Annotated in this window: 29 protein-coding genes and 1 tRNA gene; 14 read left to right on the top strand and 16 right to left on the bottom strand. The window is 70.7% G+C overall.

Translation table 11 applies throughout. The features are described 5' to 3' along the window. Positions 1–23 precede the first annotated feature (23 nt). Positions 24–113: transfer RNA gene (locus tag KSO97_RS14310), tRNA-Ser, on the top strand. A gap of 109 nt (positions 114–222) precedes the next feature. Next, on the top strand, positions 223–645 hold the full coding sequence (locus tag KSO97_RS14305; RefSeq protein ID WP_232680027.1) for a hypothetical protein: 423 nt from the start codon (positions 223–225) through the stop codon (positions 643–645). 106 nt (positions 646–751) lie between these two features. Here KSO97_RS14305 and KSO97_RS14300 read toward each other — a convergent pair whose 3' ends face one another. The 4 genes from KSO97_RS14300 to KSO97_RS14285 form a co-directional block, all read right to left on the bottom strand. Continuing rightward, positions 752–1,174, bottom strand: a complete 423-nt coding sequence (locus KSO97_RS14300; RefSeq protein ID WP_232680026.1) for a lipopolysaccharide assembly protein LapA domain-containing protein — start codon at positions 1,172–1,174, stop codon at positions 752–754. Next, on the bottom strand, positions 1,171–1,440 hold the full coding sequence (locus KSO97_RS14295; RefSeq protein WP_232680024.1) for a GlsB/YeaQ/YmgE family stress response membrane protein: 270 nt from the start codon (positions 1,438–1,440) through the stop codon (positions 1,171–1,173). Before KSO97_RS14295 ends, KSO97_RS14300 begins: the two co-directional genes overlap by 4 nt. 124 nt (positions 1,441–1,564) lie before the next feature. Next, complete coding sequence (locus KSO97_RS14290; protein WP_308188313.1) at positions 1,565–1,738, bottom strand: CsbD family protein; 174 nt, start codon at positions 1,736–1,738, stop codon at positions 1,565–1,567. A 136-nt stretch (positions 1,739–1,874) separates the two neighbouring features. Then, positions 1,875–2,666, bottom strand: a complete 792-nt coding sequence (locus KSO97_RS14285) for a TetR/AcrR family transcriptional regulator (RefSeq protein WP_232680023.1) — start codon at positions 2,664–2,666, stop codon at positions 1,875–1,877. A 95-nt stretch (positions 2,667–2,761) separates the two neighbouring features. Here KSO97_RS14285 and KSO97_RS14280 point away from each other — a divergent pair, with 95 nt between their 5' ends. The 3 genes from KSO97_RS14280 (at position 2,762) to KSO97_RS14270 (ending at position 4,878) form a co-directional block, all read left to right on the top strand. Beyond that, positions 2,762–3,031, top strand: a complete 270-nt coding sequence (locus tag KSO97_RS14280) for a hypothetical protein (protein WP_232680021.1) — start codon at positions 2,762–2,764, stop codon at positions 3,029–3,031. Positions 3,032–3,149: 118 nt separating this feature from the next. Further along, a complete protein-coding gene (locus KSO97_RS14275) occupies positions 3,150–4,376 on the top strand; it encodes a S8 family peptidase (RefSeq protein ID WP_232680019.1) in 1,227 nt (408 codons plus the stop codon). Positions 4,377–4,473: 97 nt separating this feature from the next. Beyond that, positions 4,474–4,878: a Fur family transcriptional regulator gene (locus KSO97_RS14270; protein WP_232680017.1), complete on the top strand. Its 405-nt coding sequence runs from the start codon at positions 4,474–4,476 to the stop codon at positions 4,876–4,878. 174 nt (positions 4,879–5,052) lie between these two features. Here the strand turns inward: KSO97_RS14270 and ykgO are convergent, their stop codons facing one another. The 3 genes from ykgO to KSO97_RS14255 are packed head-to-tail and all read right to left on the bottom strand — an operon-like array spanning position 5,053 to position 6,454. Further along, a complete protein-coding gene (ykgO, locus tag KSO97_RS14265) occupies positions 5,053–5,175 on the bottom strand; it encodes a type B 50S ribosomal protein L36 (protein ID WP_179529725.1) in 123 nt (40 codons plus the stop codon). Next, a complete protein-coding gene (gene rpmF / locus KSO97_RS14260) occupies positions 5,175–5,387 on the bottom strand; it encodes a 50S ribosomal protein L32 (protein ID WP_232680015.1) in 213 nt (70 codons plus the stop codon). Before rpmF ends, ykgO begins: the two co-directional genes overlap by 1 nt. Next, the gene (locus KSO97_RS14255) at positions 5,387–6,454 is read right to left on the bottom strand and encodes a GTP-binding protein (protein ID WP_232680013.1); all 1,068 of its coding nucleotides are present in this window, start codon (positions 6,452–6,454) and stop codon (positions 5,387–5,389) included. The genes rpmF and KSO97_RS14255 overlap by 1 nt, the downstream gene beginning before the upstream one ends. 66 nt (positions 6,455–6,520) lie before the next feature. Between KSO97_RS14255 and rpmB the strand changes: the two genes are divergently transcribed. The 3 genes from rpmB to rpsN are packed head-to-tail and all read left to right on the top strand — an operon-like array spanning position 6,521 to position 7,278. After that, positions 6,521–6,757, top strand: a complete 237-nt coding sequence (gene rpmB, locus KSO97_RS14250; RefSeq protein WP_232680011.1) for a 50S ribosomal protein L28 — start codon at positions 6,521–6,523, stop codon at positions 6,755–6,757. A gap of 43 nt (positions 6,758–6,800) precedes the next feature. Beyond that, entirely contained in the window at positions 6,801–6,971 is a 171-nt protein-coding gene (gene rpmG / locus KSO97_RS14245; protein WP_232680009.1) for a 50S ribosomal protein L33, read from the top strand. Position 6,972: 1 nt separating this feature from the next. Beyond that, entirely contained in the window at positions 6,973–7,278 is a 306-nt protein-coding gene (rpsN, locus tag KSO97_RS14240; RefSeq protein ID WP_232680007.1) for a 30S ribosomal protein S14, read from the top strand. 91 nt (positions 7,279–7,369) lie between these two features. Here the strand turns inward: rpsN and KSO97_RS14235 are convergent, their stop codons facing one another. Continuing rightward, entirely contained in the window at positions 7,370–7,714 is a 345-nt protein-coding gene (locus tag KSO97_RS14235) for a hypothetical protein (protein WP_232680005.1), read from the bottom strand. 197 nt (positions 7,715–7,911) lie between these two features. Here KSO97_RS14235 and KSO97_RS14230 point away from each other — a divergent pair, with 197 nt between their 5' ends. Together KSO97_RS14230 and KSO97_RS14225 are read left to right on the top strand one after the other, a co-directional pair. Then, positions 7,912–8,826 (top strand): MoxR family ATPase, encoded by a 915-nt coding sequence (locus KSO97_RS14230; RefSeq protein ID WP_232680003.1) that lies wholly within the window; start codon positions 7,912–7,914, stop codon positions 8,824–8,826. 7 nt (positions 8,827–8,833) lie between these two features. Further along, entirely contained in the window at positions 8,834–10,264 is a 1,431-nt protein-coding gene (locus tag KSO97_RS14225; protein WP_232680001.1) for a VWA domain-containing protein, read from the top strand. 92 nt (positions 10,265–10,356) lie between these two features. Here the strand turns inward: KSO97_RS14225 and KSO97_RS14220 are convergent, their stop codons facing one another. The 3 genes from KSO97_RS14220 to KSO97_RS14210 all read right to left on the bottom strand — a co-directional run bounded on the left by KSO97_RS14220 (position 10,357) and on the right by KSO97_RS14210 (position 13,196). Beyond that, positions 10,357–11,700 carry a hypothetical protein gene (locus tag KSO97_RS14220; RefSeq protein WP_232680000.1) on the bottom strand — a complete coding sequence of 448 codons (1,344 nt, stop codon included), beginning with the start codon at positions 11,698–11,700 and terminating at the stop codon, positions 10,357–10,359. Continuing rightward, on the bottom strand, positions 11,697–12,746 hold the full coding sequence (locus KSO97_RS14215; protein ID WP_232679999.1) for a hypothetical protein: 1,050 nt from the start codon (positions 12,744–12,746) through the stop codon (positions 11,697–11,699). Before KSO97_RS14215 ends, KSO97_RS14220 begins: the two co-directional genes overlap by 4 nt. A gap of 69 nt (positions 12,747–12,815) precedes the next feature. Further along, positions 12,816–13,196: a hypothetical protein gene (locus KSO97_RS14210; protein WP_232679998.1), complete on the bottom strand. Its 381-nt coding sequence runs from the start codon at positions 13,194–13,196 to the stop codon at positions 12,816–12,818. Positions 13,197–13,325: 129 nt separating this feature from the next. Between KSO97_RS14210 and KSO97_RS14205 the strand changes: the two genes are divergently transcribed. Both KSO97_RS14205 and KSO97_RS14200 read left to right on the top strand, forming a co-directional pair. Beyond that, positions 13,326–14,507 (top strand): pyridoxal phosphate-dependent aminotransferase, encoded by a 1,182-nt coding sequence (locus KSO97_RS14205; protein WP_232679997.1) that lies wholly within the window; start codon positions 13,326–13,328, stop codon positions 14,505–14,507. 81 nt (positions 14,508–14,588) lie between these two features. Beyond that, entirely contained in the window at positions 14,589–15,158 is a 570-nt protein-coding gene (locus KSO97_RS14200) for a dienelactone hydrolase family protein (RefSeq protein WP_232680099.1), read from the top strand. Positions 15,159–15,224: 66 nt separating this feature from the next. Here KSO97_RS14200 and KSO97_RS14195 read toward each other — a convergent pair whose 3' ends face one another. Continuing rightward, entirely contained in the window at positions 15,225–16,703 is a 1,479-nt protein-coding gene (locus tag KSO97_RS14195) for an FAD-binding protein (protein ID WP_232679996.1), read from the bottom strand. 139 nt (positions 16,704–16,842) lie between these two features. Here KSO97_RS14195 and KSO97_RS14190 point away from each other — a divergent pair, with 139 nt between their 5' ends. Beyond that, on the top strand, positions 16,843–18,336 hold the full coding sequence (locus tag KSO97_RS14190; RefSeq protein ID WP_232679995.1) for a potassium/proton antiporter: 1,494 nt from the start codon (positions 16,843–16,845) through the stop codon (positions 18,334–18,336). Positions 18,337–18,361: 25 nt separating this feature from the next. Here the strand turns inward: KSO97_RS14190 and KSO97_RS14185 are convergent, their stop codons facing one another. From KSO97_RS14185 to KSO97_RS14175, 3 genes are all read right to left on the bottom strand, one after another. Continuing rightward, positions 18,362–18,898: a LytR C-terminal domain-containing protein gene (locus KSO97_RS14185; protein ID WP_232679994.1), complete on the bottom strand. Its 537-nt coding sequence runs from the start codon at positions 18,896–18,898 to the stop codon at positions 18,362–18,364. Between the two features lies 1 nt (position 18,899). Beyond that, positions 18,900–19,196, bottom strand: coding sequence for a type II toxin-antitoxin system VapB family antitoxin (locus KSO97_RS14180; protein WP_232679993.1), 297 nt, complete (start codon positions 19,194–19,196; stop codon positions 18,900–18,902). 77 nt (positions 19,197–19,273) lie between these two features. Further along, a complete protein-coding gene (locus tag KSO97_RS14175) occupies positions 19,274–19,459 on the bottom strand; it encodes a hypothetical protein (protein WP_232679992.1) in 186 nt (61 codons plus the stop codon). A 95-nt stretch (positions 19,460–19,554) separates the two neighbouring features. Between KSO97_RS14175 and KSO97_RS14170 the strand changes: the two genes are divergently transcribed. Beyond that, positions 19,555–20,034, top strand: a complete 480-nt coding sequence (locus KSO97_RS14170; RefSeq protein ID WP_232679991.1) for a nuclear transport factor 2 family protein — start codon at positions 19,555–19,557, stop codon at positions 20,032–20,034. A gap of 116 nt (positions 20,035–20,150) precedes the next feature. Here KSO97_RS14170 and eccCa read toward each other — a convergent pair whose 3' ends face one another. Continuing rightward, entirely contained in the window at positions 20,151–24,206 is a 4,056-nt protein-coding gene (gene eccCa / locus KSO97_RS14165) for a type VII secretion protein EccCa (RefSeq protein WP_232679990.1), read from the bottom strand. Positions 24,207–24,254: the final 48 nt, after the last annotated feature.

The following is a 24,254-nucleotide window of genomic DNA, read 5'->3' as shown; positions in this document are numbered from 1 at the left end:
GCCGCTCTAGTAATCTTCCCCGCGGTGGCGTGTCCGAGCGGCCGAAGGTGCATCACTCGAAATGATGTGTGGGGTCAAACCCACCGTGGGTTCAAATCCCACCGCCACCGCCATGTGAGAATCCCCGTCGAGCTAGTTCTCGGCGGGGATTCTTCATGACGGGATCCGTGGCGTCTGATGGCGGTATGCCATCGAAGGGCCGGCGCGTCCTACGATCTGACCGTGAGTTCTGTGCGCAGCAAGATGCGTGACGTCGTCCTTGCGCATCCTGTTATCACGTTCGCGCTCGTTGGCCTGCTGCTCGTCGCGGTGCCCTACCCGTTCGCCGTTCGGATGGATGAGCGGAGCGACCGGATGCGACCGATGTACCTCTCGGTCGAGGAGGTCACCTTCGCGCTCTTCCAGGCCGTCCGCTCCAGCGGTGAGGTTCCCGACGTCGCGGGAGCCGTCACCATCGAGCACGGTCGGGGTCGGGCTGCCGTCGGCGAGGTCGAGATCCGGCAGACGATGGTGCGTCGCGGGGTCGTCGTCGAGGTGACGTCGAACGGTGAGGAGTACTGCGTGACCGGCCGCAACGAGCACGGCGACACCGCCGTACCCGACTGCGGCGACGGCCAGGAGGAGCGAACCTCACCTACGGGCTGATGTCGTCGTCGGAACGACAGTGGACACGACGCCGCCGCGATGGCCGCTTCTACGCGACGGCGCCGTGAGCAGGTGGGCCGGCTGACGCCGGACGGAGGACGCGGACTCAGCCGTTGCGCTTGAGCGAGTGCCTCAGTTGGGCGATGCGGACTCCCGCGGGGATCGCGACGAGAAGTGCGCCGGCGACCGCTGCGATGAGGAGAGCGGTCGCGGTGGCGATCTGGCCCTCCATCCAGAGGAACTCGACGGTGATGGAGGCGGAGTTCTGGGCCACGAAGACGACGAACAGCACGGTCACCAGCGCCAGCGCCACTGCGGAGGCCCACGCCGTCGCGGCTCGCGTGCGCTTGACGCGCCCCTTGGCGTCGAGGCCGGAGCGACGTACCGGGCCAGGAGCGGCCGATTCGTCGACGTCGGCCGGAAGGTCGGGGGAGGCGGGAAGGCCGCTGTCCACCGGCGTCTCGTCGATCGGAGCCGCGTTCGAACCGGGCGACATGCCTTCGCGGGGCGCGGGGTCGACGGCGCTCATGCTCGCACTCCTCGTCCGCTCCGGAAGCGGGTCGCGACAGCGAGCACGACGATGGCCCCGACGATGGAACCGAGGATGCCCGTCGGTTGCAGCGTGGCGTCCACGCTGAAGAGGATGCTGGCGAAGAAGCCGCCGACGAACGAACCGGCGATACCCAGTCCGATGGTGAGAGGCACCGAGAGGTCGTGGCGCCCGGGGACGACAAGGCGAGCGACGAAGCCGGCGATGAGCCCGACGACGACGAGGCCGATGAGGAACCCGATCATGAAGTACTCCTTGATGTCGCGTGGTGCACGCGAGGTGGCAATCTGCCGTGAAGACGTGTTCGAGCGGGGGGCGATCCGCAGGCGCCGTAGCGGAGCCAGTCGGCCCCGCCACGGGCCGCGGGCGTCACTTCTTGAAGGCGTCCTTGACGTTCTCGCCGGCGTTCTTGAGACTGCCGGACGCCTGGTCCTTCTTGCCCTCCGCCTGGAGGCCCTTGTCGTCCGTCGCCTCGCCGAGCGCCTCCTTGGCCTGCCCGGTCAGCTTCTCGACGGTGTTCTTCGCCTTGTCGACCATGCCCATGACGTCCTCCTGGGATCTCTGTGTGGAGCACCGGTTCCGAGAAGGACCAGTGCGGCTTACAACGTAAGCCTGACCCGGACTGCGACCGCCGAAACCTGCGCTCCGTGGTTTCTCAGGTGACCCGCGTCACGCCGTCTCAGGGGTGGGCGACGCGTGCTTCGACGGCGTCGAGAAGCCGCTGCAGGCCGCGATCGAACTCCTCGTCGAATCGATCCTCCGCGAGCCGCGCCGCCAGCCGGTGGATCGTGGGGTGATCGGCGATCTCGATGTCGCCCTGCGGATCGATCTTGTCGGCCACGGTCTCGGCCTCGGCGACGGCGTCCTGCTCGGCCTCGGTGCGGGTCGGCGTGAGTCCGCCCGGGATCGGCTCGTCGGAGGTGCCGAGCGACCCGTCGCCGTCCTGCGGATCCCGCAGCGTGCGCGCTCCGGTCTCCATCAGCAGATAACCGAGCAGGAAGCTGTTGAACGAGCGGTACGTGAACAGGATCTGCTCGTCGTCGAACCCCGCCGAGGCGAGCGTCGCGAGCATCGACTCGATCCACCCCAGGGATCGCAGGGGCGGATTGATCCAGGGCGCCTCCGCCGGCCGTGTCGTGACGAGTGGGAAGGCATGCGGATGCGCGAGGGCGTAGCGCCGCACTCCGCGCGCGAGCCGTTCGAGGTAGTCGCGCCACCCGTCCGAGGCGTCGCGGCGCACCTCCTCGTCGCGGTCGAGCTCGGCCACGATCGCCTCGACCACGGCGTCGAGCAGTCCGTCGCGGGTGCTGACGTGCTTGTAGAGCGACATCGCCTCGACTCCGAGCCGGCTGGCGATGGCCCTCATCGACGCAGCGCCGACCCCCTGCTCGTCGATCAGCTCGAGGGCAGCAGCCACCACGATCTCGGTCGTGAGCCCCTTGCCGCGGGGGCCGCCGCGTGGGGTGCCCATACCCAGGATGCTCGCATGTCGTGCGCGGTGGCTCGTGTGAGCGCTCGCCGTCGTAGGAGACGCATGCGACGCTCGGGCGTGGGTAAGGGAACCGCATGACGGTCTACCTGTGCTGGACCGACGCCGAGCTGCCGGGCTCCCTGCGGGGGCCGTGGGTGGAGTGGCGCATCGCGGGAGTCGGGCTGGTGCTCGTGGAGAGCGACGACACCCTGAGTCGGGTCTACCACGAGATCAAGTGGTCGCTGGCGGACGGCGCTGCGTTGATCGTCGCGCCTCTCGCGGCGCGGCCGAAGCTCAAGGCTTTGCCGCCCGGCACGACGTCGTGGCTGCGCGACCGTCTGCCGCCCGCCTCCGGCGACGCGTGAGGATCGACCCCTTCCCAAATCGCCTGTTCTGAGGGCACGCTTACCCCGCTCCCAGACGACATGGCGTCGTCGGGCCTCTCGGAAAGGCACCACCTTGCGTATCTCTCGGGACTCATCCATGCCGCGCGCCCTCGCGGCGCTCGCGCTCACCGTGACGGGCACTGTCGCCGTCGTCAGCAGCGCACCCGCCCAGGCAGCGGACGGCGCCCCCCAGGCGTCCGCTCGGGCGTCCGCCTCCCCGCTCGTCGCCGACTACATCGTGCAGATCGACCCGAGCATCGACGTCGCACCCGCCTTCGCGCGGGGCATCGTGGAGCCGCTCGGCGGTGCCGTTCTGATCACGTACGAGCACGTGCTCAACGGCTTCGCGGTCCGTCTGCCGGTGGCCGCCGCCAAGGCCATCGAGGCGTTGCCGATGGTCGCGTCCGTGCGCCCCGACGTCGTCGTGCAGGCCACGGCCACCCAGAACGGCGCGACCTGGGGCCTCGACCGGATCGACCAGCGCGCGTTGCCGACCGACGGCCTCTACAACTACAACGCCGACGCCGGCGAGGGTGCGCACGTCTACGTCATCGACACCGGCCTCAACGCCAACCACAACGAGTTCACCGGACGCGTGGGCGACGGCCGCAACTTCGTGCGCGAGGGCGGCCTGCTCGGCATCATCGGCGGATCGGTCGACCCGCAGAAGTGGGCTGACTGCAACGGCCACGGCACGCACGTCGCGAGCACGGCCGCCGGCACCACGTGGGGTGTCGCGAAGAAGGCCACCGTGCACGCCGTCCGCGTGCTCAACTGCCAGGGCAGCGGCACCGGTGCGGCGATCATCGGCGGCATCGACTGGGTGGCGGGCAACCACCAGCCCAACGCTGTCGCGAACCTCTCGCTCGGCTCGAGCGGTCGGTCGGCCGACATCGACAACGCCGTCACCAGCCTGGTGAGCTCCGGCGTCGCGGTCGCGGTGGCGGCGGGCAACTCCAATGCCAATGCGTGTAACACCTCTCCGGCCGCGGCGCCGAGCGTGCTCACCGTCGGTGCCAGCTCGATGAACGACGCGCGTGCCTCGTTCTCGAACTTCGGCACATGCCTGGACCTGTTCGCGCCGGGCGACGACATCACCGCCGCCAACTACAGCAACAACTCCGGCTCGGTGACCTATGACGGCACGTCGATGGCGTCTCCGCACGTCGCGGGCGTGCTCGCCTTGGTGCGCGGTGCCGACAGCGGCATCAGCGCGACGGCGGCCCAGGACGCCGTCGCCAACGCCGCCACCACGGGCGCGATCACCAACGCCGGCACGGGATCGCCGAACAAGCTGCTGTTCGCGGGCGTCGTCGCGCCCTGATCCGAGGCGTTCGCCGACGGGCCCCGACCGATGCTGATCGGCCGGGGCCCGTTGCGTCGGTGGGTGGGCCCGAGGAGAGCGGCCTACGATGTGGACCATGTCATCGGAGCGCTCTCGGTCATCGGTGGCTCGTCGTCCCACGCAGCAGCGGGCGCGGGTATTGGAGATCGTGGAGGAGTCCGAGGCGTTCCTCAGCGCGCAGGACGTGCACCACAAACTGCGCTCGCGCGGGGAGACCGTGGGCCTCTCCACGGTCTACCGCAACCTGCAGGTGCTCGCGGACGAGGGCACGGTCGACACCTTGCGCAACGAGGACGGCGAGGTGATGTACCGCCTCTGCACCCCCAAGCACCACCATCACCTGGTGTGCCGATCCTGTGGACGCGTCGTCGAGATCAAGGGCCCGGCTGTCGAGCGCTGGGCCGACCGCGCAGCCGAGGAGCACGGCTACCGCGACGTCGCGCACACCGTGGAGATCTTCGGCGTCTGCTCCTCCTGCTGACCTCCCGGTGGACGAGTCCACCGAGCCCTCCGGTGGTCGAGGAGGTGGCTCTGCGACCGCTATGTGACCCGGCGAGCCGAACTGCGGCCCGGCGTCCCACGAGGTCTCGAGCCGCCCGCCTCCTCGTTCCTCGGCGGCGGGGTCCTCGGCCACCGAGGCGATCCACCAGACGGGTCAGCCCTGGCGCGTCTTCAGCCGCGGATTCCGCTTGTTGATCACATAGATCCGCCCGCGCCGCCGCACCACCTGGCTGCCGGGCTGGTTCTTCACGCTGCGGATCGAGTTGCGGACCTTCATCAGGACTCCTGGTCTGAGGCACGGACAGTGCGGACGGCACGGCCGGTGGTGGGATCCACCAGGCCGGCGTGGACGGCGTTCACCAGCGCGCGGGGCACGCGGTGCGCCACCCCACCCACCCGGACGGTGACCAGATCCGGCGCCGTGGCGCGCCAGGCGGAGCGGCGGTGGCGGGTGTTGCTGCGCGAGGTGCGGCGCTTCGGCACGGCCATCAGGCGACCCCCTCGATCGGGCCGAGCCACGGCTCGAAGCCGTCCTCGTAGCCGGTGGCGGCCGGCTCGCCGGGGCGAGCCAGGAGACGGTCGAAGGCGACCATCAGATCGAGCGGCGGTGTGCCGACGCCGGTGAGAACGAGGCGGGTGAACGGCGAGCGGCGTCCCCACGGCTCGCCGTTGCCGATGCTGAGCTGGCCGCCGGAGCCGTCCCACTCCAGTGCCTGGCCCGGCCTCGACGGCAGCCAGAAGCAGCCACGCGAACGGTGCGGGCCCGAGCCGATCGCGTCCAGGCCGTCGAGCATCCGCTCGGCATGGAAGGGGCGGTCGCTGCGGAGGTCGAGCTGCCAGATGTCGGGCGAGGCGGGCGGTGGCAGCGCGCCGGAGCGCACATGCGCGCTCCAGGCGTCCGCGGCGCCGTGCTGGTGCAGGCGACCGCCCAGTCGCGCGGTGTCGAGCACGTCGACGCCGGGCGCGATGTAGGCCTCGGGGCGCGCGAGCGTGCGCACCAGCGCGAGCCCGGGCTCGCGGTGCTCCTCGGCATCGACGAGGACGACGGCGTCGGCGTACTCCACCATCGCGCAGGCGATCTCGCCGGTGCCGCGGCGGTCGTCGGGCGAGGTCTGCACGCCACGGTCGGCCAGGAGGGAGTCGCCGAGCAGTGTGTCGACGAGATCCCGGCCGGGCAGCGCCGTCACCACCGAGGCGATGCGGAGACGCCGGGCCAGACGGCTGTCCCACGCGAGGACGCCGCAGACCTGCTCGGCCTCGGCGCCGATCGGCAGGTGGGCGACGATGTGCGACCACCGACGCATCCCTGCGAGGCGATCGAGGGTCGGCACGACGTCCTCGCGGATCGCGCAGCTCACGCAGGCGTGGGCGAGGTCGATCTGTTCGCGCTCGATGACCCCGGACAGGTCGCTGACGACGCGATGCAGCACCTCGGCTTCGACGTCGATGTGGTGCCGGACCGCGACGGCGTTGGGCAGATCGAACTGGCAGGTGACCATCGCAGCGGCCATCGACTCGGCGTCGACACCGGTGATCAGGGTGACGGGGGTGCGCATGCGCCCTCCTTGTCTCCGTGTAGGCTAATCGCAATCATTCTCATTCCTATCAGATTGGAGGCGCTCGTGTCACAGCGATGCCAGGTCACCGGGAAGACCCCGTCCTTCGGGAACCGGGTGTCCCACTCCCATCGCCGCACCAAGCGACGCTTCGACGTCAACGTGCAGCGCAAGCGATACGTCGTGCCGAGCCTCGGCCGCGTCGTCACGCTCACCGTCAGCCCGCGTGGCATCCGCACGATCGACCGACGCGGCATCGACGCCGTGGTCGCCGACATCCTGCGTCGCGACGGCCGGGTCTGAACCCGACCCCGACTCCATCCAGATCGACTCGAGAGGAACACCCATGGCCAAGAGGGGCAGCGACGTCCGGCCGATCGTGAAACTGCGCTCGACCGCCGGCACCGGCTTCACCTACGTGACGAAGAAGAACCGTCGCAACGATCCCGACCGACTGGTGCTGCGCAAGTACGACCCGCGCGTGCGCCGTCACGTCGACTTCCGCGAGGAGCGCTGAAGTGGCCAAGAAGAGCAAGATCGCGGCCCAGGCCCGCCGCGAGCGCGTGGTGGCCCGCTACGCCGCCCGCCGTCGGGAGCTCAAGGACGCCGTGCGCGCGGCCGAGCCGGGCAGCGCGGAGCTGGCCTCCGCCGTCCGCGCGCTATCGCAGTTGCCCCGCGACTCCTCGCCCGTGCGACTGCGCCACCGTGACCAGGTCGACGGCCGTCCGCGTGGCTACCTCCGCAAGGCGGGAGTGTCGCGGATCCGATTCCGGGAGATGGCGCACCGCGGCGAGCTGCCGGGCATCACCAAGTCGAGCTGGTAGACCTCGGCCCGGATCGGCGCGCGCCGAGGTCCCGAACCCCCATGTGGCTCGGGAACAGGGCGGAGCTGAGGCGCCTGGGAGGAGAGCGCCCCTAGAGGGGTGGCCTGCACACGGCCAGGAGGGTGCCGGGTGCGTCGCCGGTGTAGGTGGCCCAGCCGTCGTCGAAGCTGACGTGGAGCACGCGTTCGTCGCGCTCGACCAGGGCCGAGCCGGGCACGACCGACGGGCCGAAGCCCGTGGAGGAGCAGTCGTGCTCGACCATCAGCGCACCCAGGCGGGCCTGGGCACGCAACGCTGCGTCGTCGACCGGGGCGTCGGAGGCCGCCAGTCCGCCCGGGGCCGTGCCCGCCACCGCCAGGAAGCTCAGGACGCCGACGACCGTGCACTTCGCGGTCTGCACCAGCAGACGCAACGAGGTGGGGGGACGGCGGCGCATGAGCGGGCTCCTCGCGACAACGGGCGGACTCGGGTGACAGCAGTGGTGATGCCATGCGGCCGCCGTGGTGCCGGACCGCGTCGCAGATGGTCGGGAGGGAAGATCACCTGCTGTCGGAGTCAACGACAGCCGGGCAGACGGGTCACGGCCTGAAACGGATCGAATGGGAATCCGGCTCGGATGGAAGAATCCGGCGCATGAGCATCACTGCGCCCGCGGAGCCTTCGGCGCCCGCCTGGTTCGCCTCGCCCGACGATGCGAACCGGCGGCTCTACGACGTCGGGTACCTCCCGGACGCCGCGACCAGCACGACCGCCTACCTGGCGGGTGCCCTGGAGAAGCCGTTGCTGCTCGAGGGCCCCGCGGGAGTCGGCAAGACCGAGCTCGCGAAGGCCGTCGCCCGTGCGACCGGCGCCGACCTGGTGCGTCTGCAGTGCTACGAGGGGCTCGACGAGGCCCGGGCGCTGTACGAGTGGAACTACAAGAAGCAACTGCTGCGCATCCAGGCGAGCCAGTCGGGCCACCAGTCCGCCGACGGCGCCTCCTGGGCCGAGACCCACGACGACATCTTCGCCGAGGAGTTCCTGCTCACCCGCCCGCTTCTCACCGCCATCCGCCGCGACGAGCCGACGGTGCTGCTGATCGACGAGGTCGACAAGACCGACATCGAGGTCGAGGGGCTACTCCTGGAGGTGCTCTCGGACTTCCAGGTCACCATCCCCGAGCTCGGCACGGTCACCGCCACCCGCCGTCCGTTCGTCGTGCTGACCTCCAACGCCAGCCGCGAGCTCTCCGAGGCCGTCAAGCGCCGCTGCCTCTACCTCCACCTCGACTACCCCGATGCCGATCGCGAGCGCGAGATCGTCGCCTCCCATGTGCCCGACCTGGACGACGCGCTGGCGCGTCAGCTGGTCGCGACCGTCTCGCAGCTGCGCGAGCTGGAGCTGAAGAAGGCTCCGTCGATCGCGGAGTCCGTGGACTGGGCCCGCACCCTGGTGGCGCTGGAGATCAAGGACCTGGATCCCGAAGCCGTCGCCGCCACGCTCGGCGTCATCCTCAAGCACCAGTCCGACCACGAGCGCGCGGTCAAGGAGCTCCGGCTCCGCCGGTGACCCGCTGATGGAGTCTGTGAACCCGCCCGCGCGCAGTGGTCTGCTCGACCGCCACATCGGCTTCGTCGAGGCGCTTCGGGGCGCCGGTCTCAATGTCTCGCTCGCTGAGGATCTCGACGCCGTCCGGGCATTGCAGGCGTTGGACTGGACCGACCGACGGGTCGTCCGCGAGGGATACGCCGCGACCCTGGTGAAGCGGTCTTCTTTCCGCCCGACGTTCGATGCTCTCTTCGAGCTCTACTTCCCGCGGATGGTCGGTGCCGGTGGGCAGGGTCTCGATCCGGAGACGTCGGGCCACGACGCCGAGGGGGACGAGGGCGACACCGGTTTCCTGCGCGACAACGGCGCGGCCCTGCGCGAGTTCCGTGAGTCGCTCGCCGACGCACTGGCCGACGGCGACCGCGACCAGATGCAGCAGCTCGCCGCCGAGATGATCGGACGTTTCGGCGCCATGCCCGGGCGCGGCCCGGGACTGTCGTCGTGGTCGGCCTACACCGCGCTGCAGCGCGTCGCCCCCGCAGGGTTGATCGACCAGATCGTCGAGGGACTGATGAACGACGGCGTCAGCGAGGAGGCCGCCCAGCGCACGGCATCGCGGCGCATCGGCGACTTCACCGCCATGGTCGAGTCCGACGCCCGCCGTCGGATCGCGGAGGAGAAGGGGCCCGAGCACGTCGCCAACGTGGCCTTGCGCCCGGCCATCGACAAGCTCGACTTCATGAGCGCGCGCAAGACCGACCTGGAGCAGATGCGCCGCGAGATCTACCCGCTCGCGCGACGCCTGGCCACGCGCCTGACCAAGGAGCACCACTCCCAGCGGCGTCGTGGCCCGCTCGACTTCCGTCACACCGTCCGGGCGTCGATGTCGACCGGCGGAGTGCCGATCACGACCCACCACCGGCCCAAGCGACCGCACCGCAACGAGCTCGTCGTGCTGTGCGACGTCAGCGGATCGGTGGCGAACTTCGCGCAGTTCACGCTGCTGTTGGTCTTCGCGCTCCGCGACCAGTTCCAGAAGGTCCGGGCGTTCACCTTCATCGACCATGTGCACGAGGTGACGCACCACTTCCGCCCTGGCGCCGACGTCGTCGACGTGATGGCCGACCTCGCCGCCAGCACCTCGCATGCCGCGCTCTGGGGCCGGACCAACTACGGCCGGGCGATCTCGCGCTTCGCCGAGCTGCACCCCGACGCGATCACGCCGAAGACCTCGCTGCTCATCCTGGGCGACGCCCGGTCGAACTACAGCGATCTCTCCGCCGACGTCCTCCGTGAGATGGCCGGCACCGCGCGCCACGCGTGGTGGCTCAACCCCGAGCACCAGCGCCACTGGGGCACCGGTGACTCGGCCACCCGCACCTACGCCGAGATCGTGCCGATGCGCGAGTGCCGCAACCTGGACCAGCTGGCCGACTTCGTCGCCGAGCTCGCCGGTTGAGCGTTGACCCGTCTTTGTCTGAAGACGGGTCAACACCCCTGGTCGCGTTGACCCGTCTTCACGTAGAGACGGGTCAACGCCCATGGGTGCGGTCAGGCGAGGTAGCCCTGGTCGCGCAGCCGGTCGAACTCACCGCGGACGGCGGGATGGTCGGTCGCGTCGAGTTCGCGCGGGTCGTCGGTCAACACCGAGACGCGGTGCTCGACGCTCGCGTTGACCAGCGATCCCAGCACCGCGACGGGGTCGTCGGGGTCGTCGATCGCCAGCACTCGGACGGCGTCCGGCACCGCCGTGCTCTGCGCGGTCGGCGCTGCGGTGGTGATCACCTGTTCGATCCGGTAGCCCGACGTCGCGCCGGCGGCCAGATGGGTGGCGGCCACTCCGCCGAGTCCATGACCCATCACCAGCAGGCGTGCGTCGGTGTCGCCGTCGACGGCCGCGCGGATGTGGCGGTCCAGCCCGAGGGCCAGCGTCTCGGTGTCGCCGTCGGCGAACGCCGTCGGCGTCTGTGCCCCGATGAGAGCGACATAGCGGCCGACGCCGACGCGCCGGACGACGATCGCGCTCTGCCCGAGGTCGCCTACAGCATCGAGCAGCGCCGTCCAGGTCAGCGGCTGCCCCTGCATCTCCTCGTGCATCGGGTCGGCGGGTGAGGCCACGACGTCGGCGGGGCCGGCGTCTGGTTCCGCGACGAGTCGGCCTGCCGCGTCGCGCAGCGCATCGCCGAAGGATGCCTCGAACGGAGGCGCCCCGACGGCGTTCATCCCGCCGCGTGCTGCACGCAGCCCGATCGCGCCGCCGGGCACGCCCGCCGTCAGCAACGCGCGCAGCGGCAGTGCGTCCACCAGGCCCCCGCCACCGGTCGTGACGTGCTCCATCAGTTCGGGATTGGCGGAGGCGAGTTCGGCGAGATAGCCGGTGACGTCGTCGCGTTCGGTGGGGTCGGTCTCGATGAGTCCGGCGGCCACGAGCGCCCCGCCGAGCTCGACCTCGGGAGCGAGGTAGCCGATCGCTCGACCGGCGATCGACCCCAGGGTGCGCTCGGCCAGGTCGCGCAGGTCGTCCAACCACCGGTAGGTCGCCACGGTGGCTCGCAACGCGAGGGCATCGGCGTCCAGTTCGATCGAGCGGGCCAGCAGTCCGTGCTTGCCGGTCGTCGCGGCCCGGATCTCGTGCTCGGCCACCAGATGGGTCGCGGTGCTCAGTGCTGCGGAGTCGGCGAAAGCGGGGTCGGAGACGACGTCGTGACCGAGGCCGGCTCGCTCACGCAACTCCTCGGCGATCTGGTCGATCAGTCCGACGAGCCGTGTCAGCTCGTCGTAGCCGCGGGTGTCCGCCGGCGTCGCAGGACGGCGGGGGGCCGAGCCGTTCCGGGTGTGCTCGTCCGGTGGAACGGCCTCGGCGGCTGCGCCCAGGCCGGCATGGGTGGTGCTCATCGCGTGCCTCCCGAGGTCACGGCGAGTTCGGCCAGGACGAGTGCGAGATCACCGGCCAGTTGGTCGGGGGAGACGGCGTCCGCACGGATCCGCAGCGTGTCGCCGTCGTGGTGCGGGCGGAGCGAGCGCCATCCGTCGCGCACCAGGGTCCAGGAGCGGACGCCGATCGGTGGAGCTTCGTCACCGACGCCGTCGGTGGCGTGCACGGTATCGGCCGGCGGGGCGTCGATCCGGGCCACCAGGGCACGTAGCCGCCCGCGGGTCTCACCCATCAAGCCGTCGAGGGCCTCGATCGTGCGTGCGGAGTCCAGCGCCGCTCCCTGGTCGTCGCGCACCGCTCCGTCGTAGCGAGCGGCGAGGAGTCGGACGAGGTCGGCCCGATGGCGGTCACCGGCCTCGACGACCGCGTCGGCGAGTTCGTAGGGCAGATCGAGACCCCTGGGCACGGACGAGGTCTCGAGGTCGAACTCTGCAGGCAATGCCGCTACTCGCGCGATCTCCGCACCCCAGGAACCGACGCCGAACCAGGCGAGTTCGAACACGATGCCATCGGTCGTGGCCAGCGCCGCCACGGCCTCGCCGGCCTGTCGGTGCCACGCGCGGAAACGCACGTCATCGACGACGACGTCGAGATCGGCGGCCAGGTGCGGAGTCGCGAGAAGGCCGAGCGCCCCGGCGAGTCCGAGATCGAGCCCGGCGTCGGTCACCAGCCCCCGCCCGGTCAGGGATCTCTCCGGGTCCGGCAACGCGCGCGCCACATCGAGGTAGGTCTGGGCCGAGCTCGTGGCGTCGGTGTTCCCGAGCCGTCGCTCCAGAGCGTGCTGGCCGGCTGCCTCAGGCTCGACGACGTCGAACGGCAGCGGGGCGTCGCCCGCGAGCGCCGCGGCGTGGCGCAACTCCGCGATGGTGAGGGTCACCCGCCGAGGCACGTCGTCGAACGCCGAGGTGTGGGGGGTTGCAGCGGCGTCGCCGACTGCCGGCGCGGCGGGAGTCGCGGCGCGGGTTGCTGCACGTCGGGATTGTCGAGTCAGGTCGATCAACGGCATAGGTCGTCTCCTCCGAGTCGGATGCGGACCAGGCGATGGTGTGCGCGGAGTGGGGTGCGGCGAGCGTGATCACAACCCCGGCAGGTCGACGGCCAGCCAGTCGCGATGACCGGTCGGCGGCGGGACGAAGGCGGCGACGGTCGGATCGTCGGGACGCGCCTCGATGATGCGATGCGCGCGTCGCTCGATCTGCCTGACCGCGTCGGTCAGGCGATCGGTCTCCAGGACGTGCTTGTCGAGCGCCGCGGCCGCGGTGTCGTGCTGGACGGCTGCCGTGCGCAGCTGGGCCGCCCGTTCGGCGACCCGTACACGCAGCGATGCCGCGGCGCGACCGGACCAGCTGAACGACTCAGTGTGAGCGACGACCTGGTCGGCCAGGAGGCGGATGTCCTCCCCCTGCTCGCGCAACTGTTCGGCCCGTCGCCGCATCACTTCGCTGTCGCCGTACACCCCGTCCTCCGCCCGATCGTCGTCTTCCCGCCCGGGGTTCGGCGCCCCGGGCGTCCCTCTTCACCTGCCCGGACGAGGCTGGGACGAAACCCGGACCGGGCATGCGGACCGTCTCCTACGATCGCCTGCGTGGATCACCCCGCCGTGCGCCTGCAGGTCGCCCAGCGAGCCAACGTGCCGCCGTTCTACGTGATGGACCTGTTGGCCGCAGGTGCCGAGCGTCAGCGCACGCACGGTGATCTCCTCAATCTGCTCGCCGGCCAGCCCAGCAGCGGCGCGCCGCGCGCCGTCCGGGACGAGGCGGTGCGGTTGCTCCACAGCGGCGATCCGCTCGGCTATACGCCGGCCACGGGCATCGTCGAGCTGCGTGAGGCGATCGCGGGGCACTGCGCCCGCACCTACGGCATCGACGTCGACGCCGACGACGTGGTCGTCACGACGGGCAGCAGCGGCGGATTCCTGCTGGCGTTCCTCGCCGCGTTCGAGGCCGGCGATCGCGTCGCGATCGCCCGGCCCGGCTACCCCTGCTACCGCAACGTGTTGACCGCGCTCGGGTGCGACGTCGTCGAGATCGAGACCGGTGCGGCCACGCGATTCCAGCCGACGGTCGAGCAGCTGGAGGGGCTCCACCGTGCCGAGCCGATCCACGGTCTCGTGGTCGCCAGCCCTGCCAATCCGACCGGCACCATGCTCCTGCCCGAGGAACTCGCCGCGATCGCCTCGTGGTGCGAGCGCGCGGGCGTGCAGCTGATCAGCGACGAGATCTACCACGGCATCGAGTACGCCCAGCCCGCGCTGGCCCGCACCGCGTGGGAGACCAGCCGCGAGGCCGTCGTGTTCGGATCCTTCTCCAAGTACTTCTGCATGACCGGCTGGCGGATGGGCTGGATGCTGGTACCCCCGCGTCTGCGCCGCGCCGTCGACGTGCTGACGGGCAACTTCACGATCTGCCCGCCGGTGCTCTCTCAACGAGCCGGTCTCGCCGCGTTCGACGAGAGCGCCTACGCCGAGATCGACGGCCACGTGGCGCGGTACGCCGTCAACCGCGGGTTGCTGATCGAGGGGCTCGCCTCGCTCGGCCTGACCCGTATCGCGCCGGCCGACGGCGCGTTCTATGTCTACGCCGACGTCGGCCACCTCACCGACGACTCGATGGGATTCGCCCGAGACCTCCTCGCCCGCACCGGTGTCGCGGTCGCGACCGGCATCGATTTCGACACCGCCGACGGTCACCGGTTCATCCGTTTCTCCTTCGCCGGCCAGGCCGGGGAGATCGAGCAGGCGATCGAGCGCCTGCGCGCCGTCGTCTGAGGCCTGCGGGCCCGGATCGCGAGGTCGTCGGGGACATACTGGCCGCGAAGACACCGACTGACGACCGAACGGGTGATCGCGATGACGGACGTGCTGCTCTTCCACCACATCCAGGGCCTGACCGACGGGGTGACGGCCTTCGCCGACGAACTGAGGAGTGCCGGGCACACCGTGCACACGCCGGACCTGTTCGACGGGAGGACGTTCGCCACGATCGAGGAGGGGTTCGCGTTCGCTCGTGAGACCGGGTTCGACGTCGTCCGCGCACGGGGGATGAATGCTGCCGACGCCCTGGACCCTGCGCTGGTCTACGCAGGATTCTCCTTCGGCGTCACCATCGCCCAACGGCTCGCGCAGACCCGAGCCGGTGCGCGCGGCGCCCTGCTCATGCACGGGTGCCTGCCCGTCGAGGAGTACGGGGAGGAGTGGCCCGGCGGAGTCCCGGTGCAGATCCACGGCATGCAGGACGACGAGTTCTTCGACGAGGACCTGCCGGCAGCGCGGAGTCTCGCCGAATCGGCCGAGTCAGCCGAGCTGTTCGTCTATCCCGGCGAGCAGCACCTCTTCACCGACTCCTCGCTCGACGCCTACGACGAGGACGCCACCGCGCTGCTCCTGGACCGGGTGCGCTCGCTCCTCGGTCGTCTCTGAGCCTGGCTCCACCAGGCTGAGGCACCGCGCGTCGTGGCGACTCCGACGAGGTGAGCCTGCGCGGGATCAGGCGCTCTGGCTCTGAGCGGCCGCGTGCCGACCCGCACGGCGTCCGAAGAAGGAACCCTCGCCGAGCTGGGTGCCCGAGCAGTAGCCCTTGCCGTCCTGGGCGAGGTTGGAGGCGCAGGCGCCGGCCGCGTACAGGCCCCGGACGACGGATCCGTCGGCGCGCTGGGCTTCGCCGTCGACGGTGACCCGGATGCCGCCCAGGGTGAAGCCCGCGTACATGGCCTTGCCGAGCCGCAGGTCGAAGACCGCCCAGGGGCCGACCGACTGCGGGGCCAGCCAGTCGGCGGACTTGTGGAAGTCGGGGTCCTCGCCCTTCGCGGCGTGCTCGTTGTAGCGCGCGAGCGTCGTCGCGACCGACCCGGTCGGGAGGTCGAGCGCGGTCTCGAGCTCCTCGATGGTGTCGTAACCGTCGATGAGCGGCACCAGCGGGTACTTCGCGTACTCGACGTGCTCGCTGTCGACGATGAGGTAGGCGGCGGAGTCCTCCTGCTCCATCACGAACTGGGAGGTGCGGGAGTGGTAGCTGTCCTCGGCGACGAAGCGCTCGCCGGACTTGTTCACCAGGATCCCGGTGATCAGCTGGGACGGCGGGTAGAACGGCGCGGTGATGAACGGCTCGTTCATGTGCTTGAGCTCGGCGCCGACCGACTGACCGAGCCGGATGCCCAGGCCGTCGTCGTAGGTCGATCCGAGGGTGAAGAGGTTCTGCGCCAGCGCGGGAGTGTGCGTCGCGACCATGTCGGGGTTCATCACGAAGCCGCCTGCCGCAATCACCACCGCGTGGGCTCGCACGTGGCCGGTCTCCTCGAAGGACTTCCAGGCCACGCCGACGACCTGCTCGGCACCGTCGGCGCCGTCGACGACGAGGGCGGTGGCGCCCGTCTCGTACCGCACCTCGACGCCGGCCTCCTCGAGCCGGTCGCGGAGCAGGTCCAGCACGATCTTGGTGCCCTCGGTGTCCCCCGGCACCGGCACCTTGTGCCCACGCGGCGCCGGGCGGGCCTGCTCCTTGAACGGCCAGACCTTCTCGTTGCCGGTGAACATCACGCCCTCCGTGCCGGGCTGGATCACCGCCTTGCCGGGGAAGTAGGACCGCTCGAACTGGAAGCCGAGTGCCTCCAGCCAGTCGAAGTGCTCGACCGAGCCCTCGCAGTAGGCGCGGATCTTGTCGTGCTCGGGCTCCTTGGAGACCGCGACGAGGTAGGCGTACATGTCCTCGACGGAGTCCTCGTGCCCCGTCGCCTGCTGCACGGCCGTGCCGGCGCCGAGATAGAAGTGTCCGCCCGACATCGCCGACGTGCCGCCGTGCACCGCTGCGCGCTCGAGCACCAGGACACGGGCGCCAGCTCGGACGGCCTCGAGCGCCGCGCACCCTCCGGCGATCCCGAACCCGACGACGACGACGTCGTAGGCGGCGATGTCGTCGGCCAGGCCGGAGGCGGGAATGGTCTCGGGGATCGTGGTGCCCTTGCTCACGCCTCCAGACTAGAACACGTTCCACTTCGATGGACAGGTGTCCAGGCAGGTGTGCCTGCCGGGTCGCGACGACACACGGACGAAGCATCGCGGTCGGTAGGATCGGGGTCCGCAGCCGGCCGAGCACCCACGGAGTGAGATGACCTTCGACGTCCACCAGCTCGACCAGTTCGTGCTGACGGGCTCGGCGGTCACATTGCTGGCGATCTTGGCGGTGCGGGTCTCCTCCCGCGCGGGCCTGCCCAGCCTGCTGATCTACCTGCTGATGGGCGTCGCGCTCGGGGAGTCCGGGGTCGGCATCGGCTTCGAGAACGCCGAGCTCGCGCACGCGCTCGGCTTCGCCGCCCTCCTCTTCATCCTCGCCGAGGGCGGTCTGACGACGGACTGGCGCGAGACCAAGCACTCGATGCGCCTGGGCACGTCGCTGGCCACGATCGGCGTCGGTGTGTCCGTGGCGATCATGGCCATCGGTGCCCACTACCTGCTCGGCATCCCGTGGGAGCTGGCTGTTCTGCTCGGAGCCGTCTGCTCGCCCACCGACGCCGCCGCGGTGTTCTCGGTGCTGCGCGTCGTGCCGCTGCCGCGTCGGCTCGTCGGATCGCTGGAGGCCGAGTCCGGTCTCAACGACGCCCCGACCGTCGTGCTCGTGACGCTGGTGTCCTCGGGTGCCGTGGCCAGTCACGGCTACATCGGCACCGTCGGGATCATCGTCTTCGAGCTCGCGCTCGGCGTGGCGATGGGAGTTGCCGTCGGGTTCGGTGGTGCGTGGGTCATGCGCCGCGTCGCCCTGCCGTCCTCGGGTCTCTATCCGCTCGCCGTCGTCTGCCTCACGCTCTTCGCCTACGGCTCCACCGTCGCCCTGCACGGGAGCGGGTTCGCTGCGGTGTACGTCGCCGCGCTGGTGCTCGGCAACGCCGAGCTGCCGCACCGGGCCGCGACGCGCTCCTTCGCCGAGGGCGTCGCCTGGCTGGCCCAGATCGGGCTCTTCGTGATGCTCGGTCTGTTGCTCTCACCCGCCCGCATCACCTGGGACGTCGTGGGGCTGGCGATCGCGGCGGGGCTACTGCTCACGTTCGTCGCGCGACCGGTCTCGGTCGCCGTGAGCGCCCTGGTGCAGCCGATGCCCTGGCGCGAGATGGCGTTCGTCTCCTGGGCCGGGCTCCGCGGTGCCGTGCCCATCGTGCTCACCACGATCCCGCTCGCCGAAGGCGTCGACGGTGCCGAAGAGCTGTTCGACATCGTCTTCGTGATGGTGATCATCTACACCCTGCTGACCGGACCGACCCTGCCGTACGTGGCCCGGGTCCTCCGGGTCACCCGACGCTCCGAACCGCGGGAACTCGACCTCGAGGCAGCACCGCTGGAGCGCGTCGCCGCTGATCTCCTGCAGATCACGATCAGTCCCGCCTCGCTCATGCACGGCGTCGAGGTCGGCGAGCTGCGGCTCCCGACAGGCGCGTCGGTCTCGATGGTGATCCGCGACGGTCACGCGGTGGTGCCGGAGAAGCGCACCGTGCTGCGGCACGGCGACGACCTGCTCGTCGTCACGCCGCGCGCTGTGCGGGAGCGCACCGAGCAGCGACTGCGTCAGGTCAGCAAACGCGGTCGGCTCGCGCAGTGGCTCAAGGACTGACGCAGTGCCGTGCCGCTTGCGTCCCTCAGGGCGTGAGACCGGCGTCGGGCGGCGAGCACACCGAGGCCGACGACGTCACCGCGACCTCCGCGGCACCCTTGCGCACGCCGGGGAACCGATTTCCCACCACGACGTTCACACCGGCTGAGACCGGGTCCTGGTCCACCACGTTCACGCGACCGCCGAGATAGCTGCGCACCAGCTTCACCGCGGGGTTCTCGGGGTCCTTGGTCCAGATCTCGACCGACCGCACCTGGGTGCCGGCGGGCGCGTTGTCGAGCTGGCCGCGGTCGAAACCGCGTTCGACCAGGTCCTGACGCGTCAGGCTCGCCAGGCCGGCCCGGTCGCCGGCGTTGATCACGCTGACGGTGACGTTGCCGGGGCGCAGGAGATCGCCTTCCTGGAATCGGGTGGAGATGCAGATCGGCGGATCGGCTCGCTCGGGCAGCGGCTCGGTGGCGGCACCGAACGCCCAGACCACCCCCGCGACGAACACCAGGCCGAGGACGCCGAGAGTCAGCGCGGTGCGCGCGCGTGCGGTGAGGGATTCCCAGAACGTCATCTCACGCGCCGATCTCGTGCACGCGCGCGTGCAGGGTGTTGCGCTGCTGCAGGGCCGCGCGGAGGGCCCGGTGCAGGCCGTCCTCGAGATACAGCTCGCCGCGCCACGACACGACGTGAGCGAACAGATCGCCGTAGAAGGTGGAGTCCTCGTCGAGCAGCGCCGCCAGCTGCAGCGTGTCGCGCGTGGTCACCAACTGGTCGAGGCGCACCTGCCGAGGCGGGATCGCCGACCAGGCGCCGACGTCGAGTCCATGGGCGGGGTAGGGACGTCCGTCACCCACCCGCTTGAAGATCACGCGGGCGAGTCTAGGGATCCACTGTTCAATGGTGAAGCCGGCGCCAGGCGACGCCCGGCGGTGCGGAGTGCGCGCGCTCAGGCGGTCCAGCGGATCGATTCGTCGACGAAGTCGGCGAGCGGCAGGACGCCGTGCAGATCCGCCCGCTCGTCCATGAGACGCAGCAGGTTCTGGGAGTGGCGCACCCGGAGAGCGGCCCGCTGCTCGCGGCGGCGGTCGAGGTCGTCGGACGGGGTCACGGTGACGGAGATGTTCGCGGTCATGACATCGAGGGTGCGCCGATCACTTCTCCGCAATGTTGACCGCCGGTTACGGGAGTGCGTCGCGCGCTCCATCGCGACGTGATTAGGCTCACGCCGTGAACTCCTCAGGTGACGCCGGCGTCCAGGAACTGCTCGACCTCGCTGCCGTGAGCAGCCTCAAGTACCGCTACCTCCGCACTCTCGACACCAAGCAGTGGGACGACTTCGAGGCGTGCTTCCTGCCCGAGGCCACCGCCGACTACAACGGTCTGGTCTTCGAGGACCGAGCCGCGCTGGTGGAGTACATGCGCACCAACCTCGGCGAGGGGATGATCACCCTCCACCAGGTGCACCACCCCGAGATCGAGATCGACGGCGACACCGCCACGGGTCGCTGGTACCTGCAGGACAAGGTGATCGTCGACGCGTTCCGCTTCGTGCTCGAGGGTGCTGCGTTCTACGAGGACCGCTACGTGCGGACCGCCGACGGCTGGCGAGTGGCCCACACCGGCTACCGCCGCACCTACGAGATGACCACCAGCCTCGACGACCTGCCGAACACCAAGATCTCCGGTCCGGGCGTCCACACCCACTGATCGCGGGTCTCGACAAGCTCGACCACCGTTCCGCCCCAGTGGTTGAGGAGGTCCGAGGAACGAGGACCGTCTCGAAACCTCGCGAGCCGAGCAGCTGCCGCACCCACTGAGACGCGTCAGACCGCCGGGTCGCACCACGCGGTCTGCACGACCTCGACGCCGCGCTCGCGGGTGATCAGTCGCCCTCGGCCCGGCGGCATGGGTACCGGTCGGACGTTGCCCAACAGCGGACCCTCGTCGGGGCTGCCCGAGAGCATCAGGCCGGGCATGGCGAGGTCGCGCAGGCTCTGGATCACCGGCTCGTAGAGCGCGCGCGAGGCGCCACCCGAACGACGGGCGACCATCACGTGCAGCCCGACGTCGCGGGCCTGGGCGAGCAACGGCTGGAGCTGGGCGACCGGGGAGGACTGCTGCGTCGCGACCAGGTCGTAGTCGTCGACGATCACGAAGACCTCGGCTCCCGTCCACCACGAGCGACCGCGGAGTTGCTCGGGTGTGACGTCCGGCCCGGGGATGCGGCTCTCCAGGTAGGCCGCCAGGTCCTTCAGCACCGGCTGGGCCTGCGTGGCGGAGGTCAGGTAGTTGAGCAGGTACTCCTCGGGCACCTCGCCGAGCAGCGACCGCCTGTAGTCCACCAGCACGATCTGCGCCTGCGCCGGGGTGTGGGTGCGCATCACCTCCTGGGCGAGCGTGCGCAGCACCGTGCTCTTGCCCGAGCTGGCGTCGCCCAGCACCAGCAGGTGCGGCTCGGTGTCGGGAGCGAGCCCGATCGGAGCCAGCTCCTTCTCGTTGATACCCAGCAGCAGTCGCGACGACGGCGTGCCGTCGCTCGCGTCCTGCGCCCGGACGGCGTCGAGGTCGATGCGCTCGGGAAGCAGTCGCAGCTTGGGGCCCGCAGGCCCCTGCCAAGCGGCCGACACCCGACTCACCAGGTGATCGACGCCGTCGCCGAGGCTCTCGGCCGTGGCGTGGCCGTCGATGCGCGGGAGCGCGCCGAGGAAGTGAAGCTTGCCCGGCACCAGGCCTCGTCCCGGCCGGCCCGCGGGCACGAGCTGGGCGACCTTGCGGTCGATCTCGGAGTCCAGCGCGTCACCGAGGCGCAGCTCCAGCCGCGTGCCGAGCAGGTCGCGCATCGCGGCGCGGAAGTCCGCCCAGCGCTGGGTCGAGGCGATCACGTGGAGGCCGAAGGTGAGACCGCGGGAGGCGAGCTGCTGGATCTCGAACTCGAGGTCGTCGAAGTCGGTGCGCAGCGTGCTCCAGAGGTCGACGACGAGGTACACGTCGCCGTACCCGTCGTCGGCCCGGCCCTGCGCGCGGCGGCTGCGATAGGTCTCGATGGAGTCGATGCCCTGGGCCCGGAAGTAGGCCTCGCGCCGGTCCACCACGCCCTGCACCTCGGCCACGATGCGCCGCACGACGTCGGGCTCGGAGCGGGTTCCGACCCCGGCGACGTGCGGCAGCGACGTCAGAGGAGCGAAGGTGCCACCGCCGAAGTCGAGTACGAAGAACTGCGACTCCGCGGGCGTCGTCGTCAGCGCGAGACTCGTCACGATCGTGCGCAGCAGGGTGCTCTTCCCGCTGCGCGGGCCGCCCACGACCGCGACGTGACCGGCCGCGCCCGCAAGGTCGACGGTGAGGGTGTCGCGACGCTGTTCGCGCGGTCGGTCGACGGTGCCGAGGGGGACGACCAGTCCGCCCATCGCGCGCCACCGCGGTGAGATCAGGCCGAGCTGCGGATCGGCGGTCAGGTCGCCGAAGAGCGCGTCGAGCGTGTCGGGCTCGTCCAGGGGCGGCAGCCACACCTGGTGGGCGGGCATGCCGTGACCGACCATGCGGTCGACGGCGAGGTCGAGCAACGCGGCCTGCGAACCCGACGATGCGCTCTCGCGCTCGTCCTCGACCACCTCACCGGTAACGACGTCCGGCTCGGGGTCGAGGGCCTGCACCTCCGCGATCGAGAACGGCAGGATGCCGCGCACGTGACCGCCCTCGTCGCGGGTGACCCGCGGCCGGGCGGCGGCGGGCGGGCCGGACACGTAGGCAGCCTTGAACCGGGTCAGCGTGGTCGGATCCGGCTTGAGGTAGCCCAGGCCAGGGACGGCGGGGAGCTCGTAGGCGTCCGGCACGCCGAGCACCGCCCGCGACTCCTGGGCGCTGAAGGTGCGCAGGCCGATCCGGTAGGACAGGTGCGACTCCAGTCCCCGCAGGCGGCCCTCCTCCAGGCGCTGGGAGGCCAGGAGCAGGTGCAGGCCGAGCGACCGGCCCAGGCGTCCGATGGCCACGAAGAGATCGATGAACTCCGGTTTGGCCGAGAGCATCTCGGAGAACTCGTCGACGACGATGAACAGGGACGGCATCGGCGCGAGGTCCTCGCCGGCGGCACGAGCCTTCTCATAGTCGCGGATCGAGGCGTAGTTGCCCGCCTCGCGCAGCAGCTCCTGGCGCCGCACCATCTCACCGGACAGCGCGTCCTGCATGCGGTCGACGAGCGTCAGTTCCTTCTCCAGGTTGGTGATGACCGCCGAGACATGCGGCATCGTCGACATGCCGGCGAAGGTCGCACCGCCCTTGAAGTCGACCAGCACCATGTTGAGCTGCTCGGGGGAGTGCGTGAGGGCCAGGCCCAGCACCAACGTGCGGAGGAACTCCGACTTGCCCGAGCCCGTCGCACCGATCACCAGCCCGTGAGGACCCATGCCCTGCTGGGCGGACTCCTTGATGTCGAGGTGGACGACGGCGCCGTTCTCGCCGAGCCCGATCGGCACCCGCAACCGGTCGCGGGACGGGCGCGAGCGCCAGGCGGCCGCCGTCTCGAAGCCGTGGACGTCGCCGAGGCCGAGCAGGTCCATGAAGTCGGCGGGGCCGCTGATCTCCGAGGCGCCGTCGATCGGCCCGGCGACGGTGACGCTGTGCAGCGGCGTCAGGCGGCGGGCGAAGGCCTCGGCCGTCGCGATGTCGCACTGGTCGGCGCGTGCGTGCACCGGCTCCTCGCGTACCCGCAGCGCGGTCACGGGGATGCCCCGGTCGGTGGCGTCGCCGGTGTCGACGACCTCGCCCAGGTGCAGGCGGAGACGGGTGGCGTCCTCGAGCTCCATCCACCGCGTCGGCAGATCGAGCACGGTGACGCCGTGCAGCCCGTCGGGCGGAACGACGTGGTTGCCCGGTGGCAGCTCGACGCCGTCGAGCACGAGGAGCAGGTGCGGCAGCGCCGGGCGGTCGTCGGCGCCGAATCGCGGCCGCTCGTGGAGGTCCTGGGGCAGGAGGGTCGCGAGCTCGCTCAGCGACGTGCTCACCATCCGCATCGGTCCGACGGCGTCGCTGCGTTCGGCGCTCGCGGCGTGCGGCAGCCACTTCACCCAGTCCCAGTGCGCCAGGTGCTCCTCGTGGCTCAGCACCGCCACGACGAGGTGCTCGGGTGACTGGAACGCCGTCGCCGAGCAGATCAGGGCGCGCGCGAGCGACCGGGCGTGCTCGTCCTCGCCGCACACCTCGATGCGGTCGAAGGCGCGCAGGTCGATGGAGGCGGGCAGGTCGGGCTGGGTGCGGTGGACGACGAGCAGCCGGTGCAGCGCGGACGCGGCTGCCGGGTCGACGTCGTCGATCGGCGCGTTCTCGGGCGGCACGAGCTCGAGCGCGAGCGGCTGGGCGCATCGGCCGTAGCGGACCTGCAGGAACCCGTCGTCCTGCGGGCCGTGCTCCCAGAGCCGGGTGCGCTCCTCGGCCAGGGCCGGCAGGGTGGTCGGGTCGGGGTGGTGCCAGAGCAGAGCGCGACGCTGACGATGGGCCACGTCGCGGGCCATCGACCGGACGCCGGCGAGGTAGCGCAGGTACTCGGTGCGGGAGCCGGTGACCTGCTGGTTGCGCTGCTTCCGTTGGCGATCGATCTGCACGAAGATGAAGCCGAGGGTGGCGAAGAGGAACATGCCCGCGGCCAGGAAGCTGCGGCTGCTCGAGACCCCGCCGCCCTGGCTGATCGTGGCGACCAGCACGATCGAGCCGAGGCTGCCGAGCATCGGGATCGCGTTCATGGCGATGCCCGCCGCTCCCTCGCTCTGCTGGATCTGCGGCGGGGGCTGGAGCACGACGCGACCGCCGGGCATCTCGGGCTGGTCGGCGCGCGCGCCACGCAACGGCGTGGACGCCGGGGGCGTCGGGGTCGGCGTGGTCGTCATCGGCGGACGCCTCCGATGCACGCGAACTCGGTGCCGGGTGCGATCACG

This window comes from Nocardioides sp. R-C-SC26 (assembly GCF_021246465.1).
Classification (GTDB): Bacteria; Actinomycetota; Actinomycetes; order Propionibacteriales; family Nocardioidaceae; genus Nocardioides.
The sequence above is the reverse complement of the archived record's forward strand: the minus strand, read 5'-3'. Positions and strand labels throughout refer to the sequence as shown.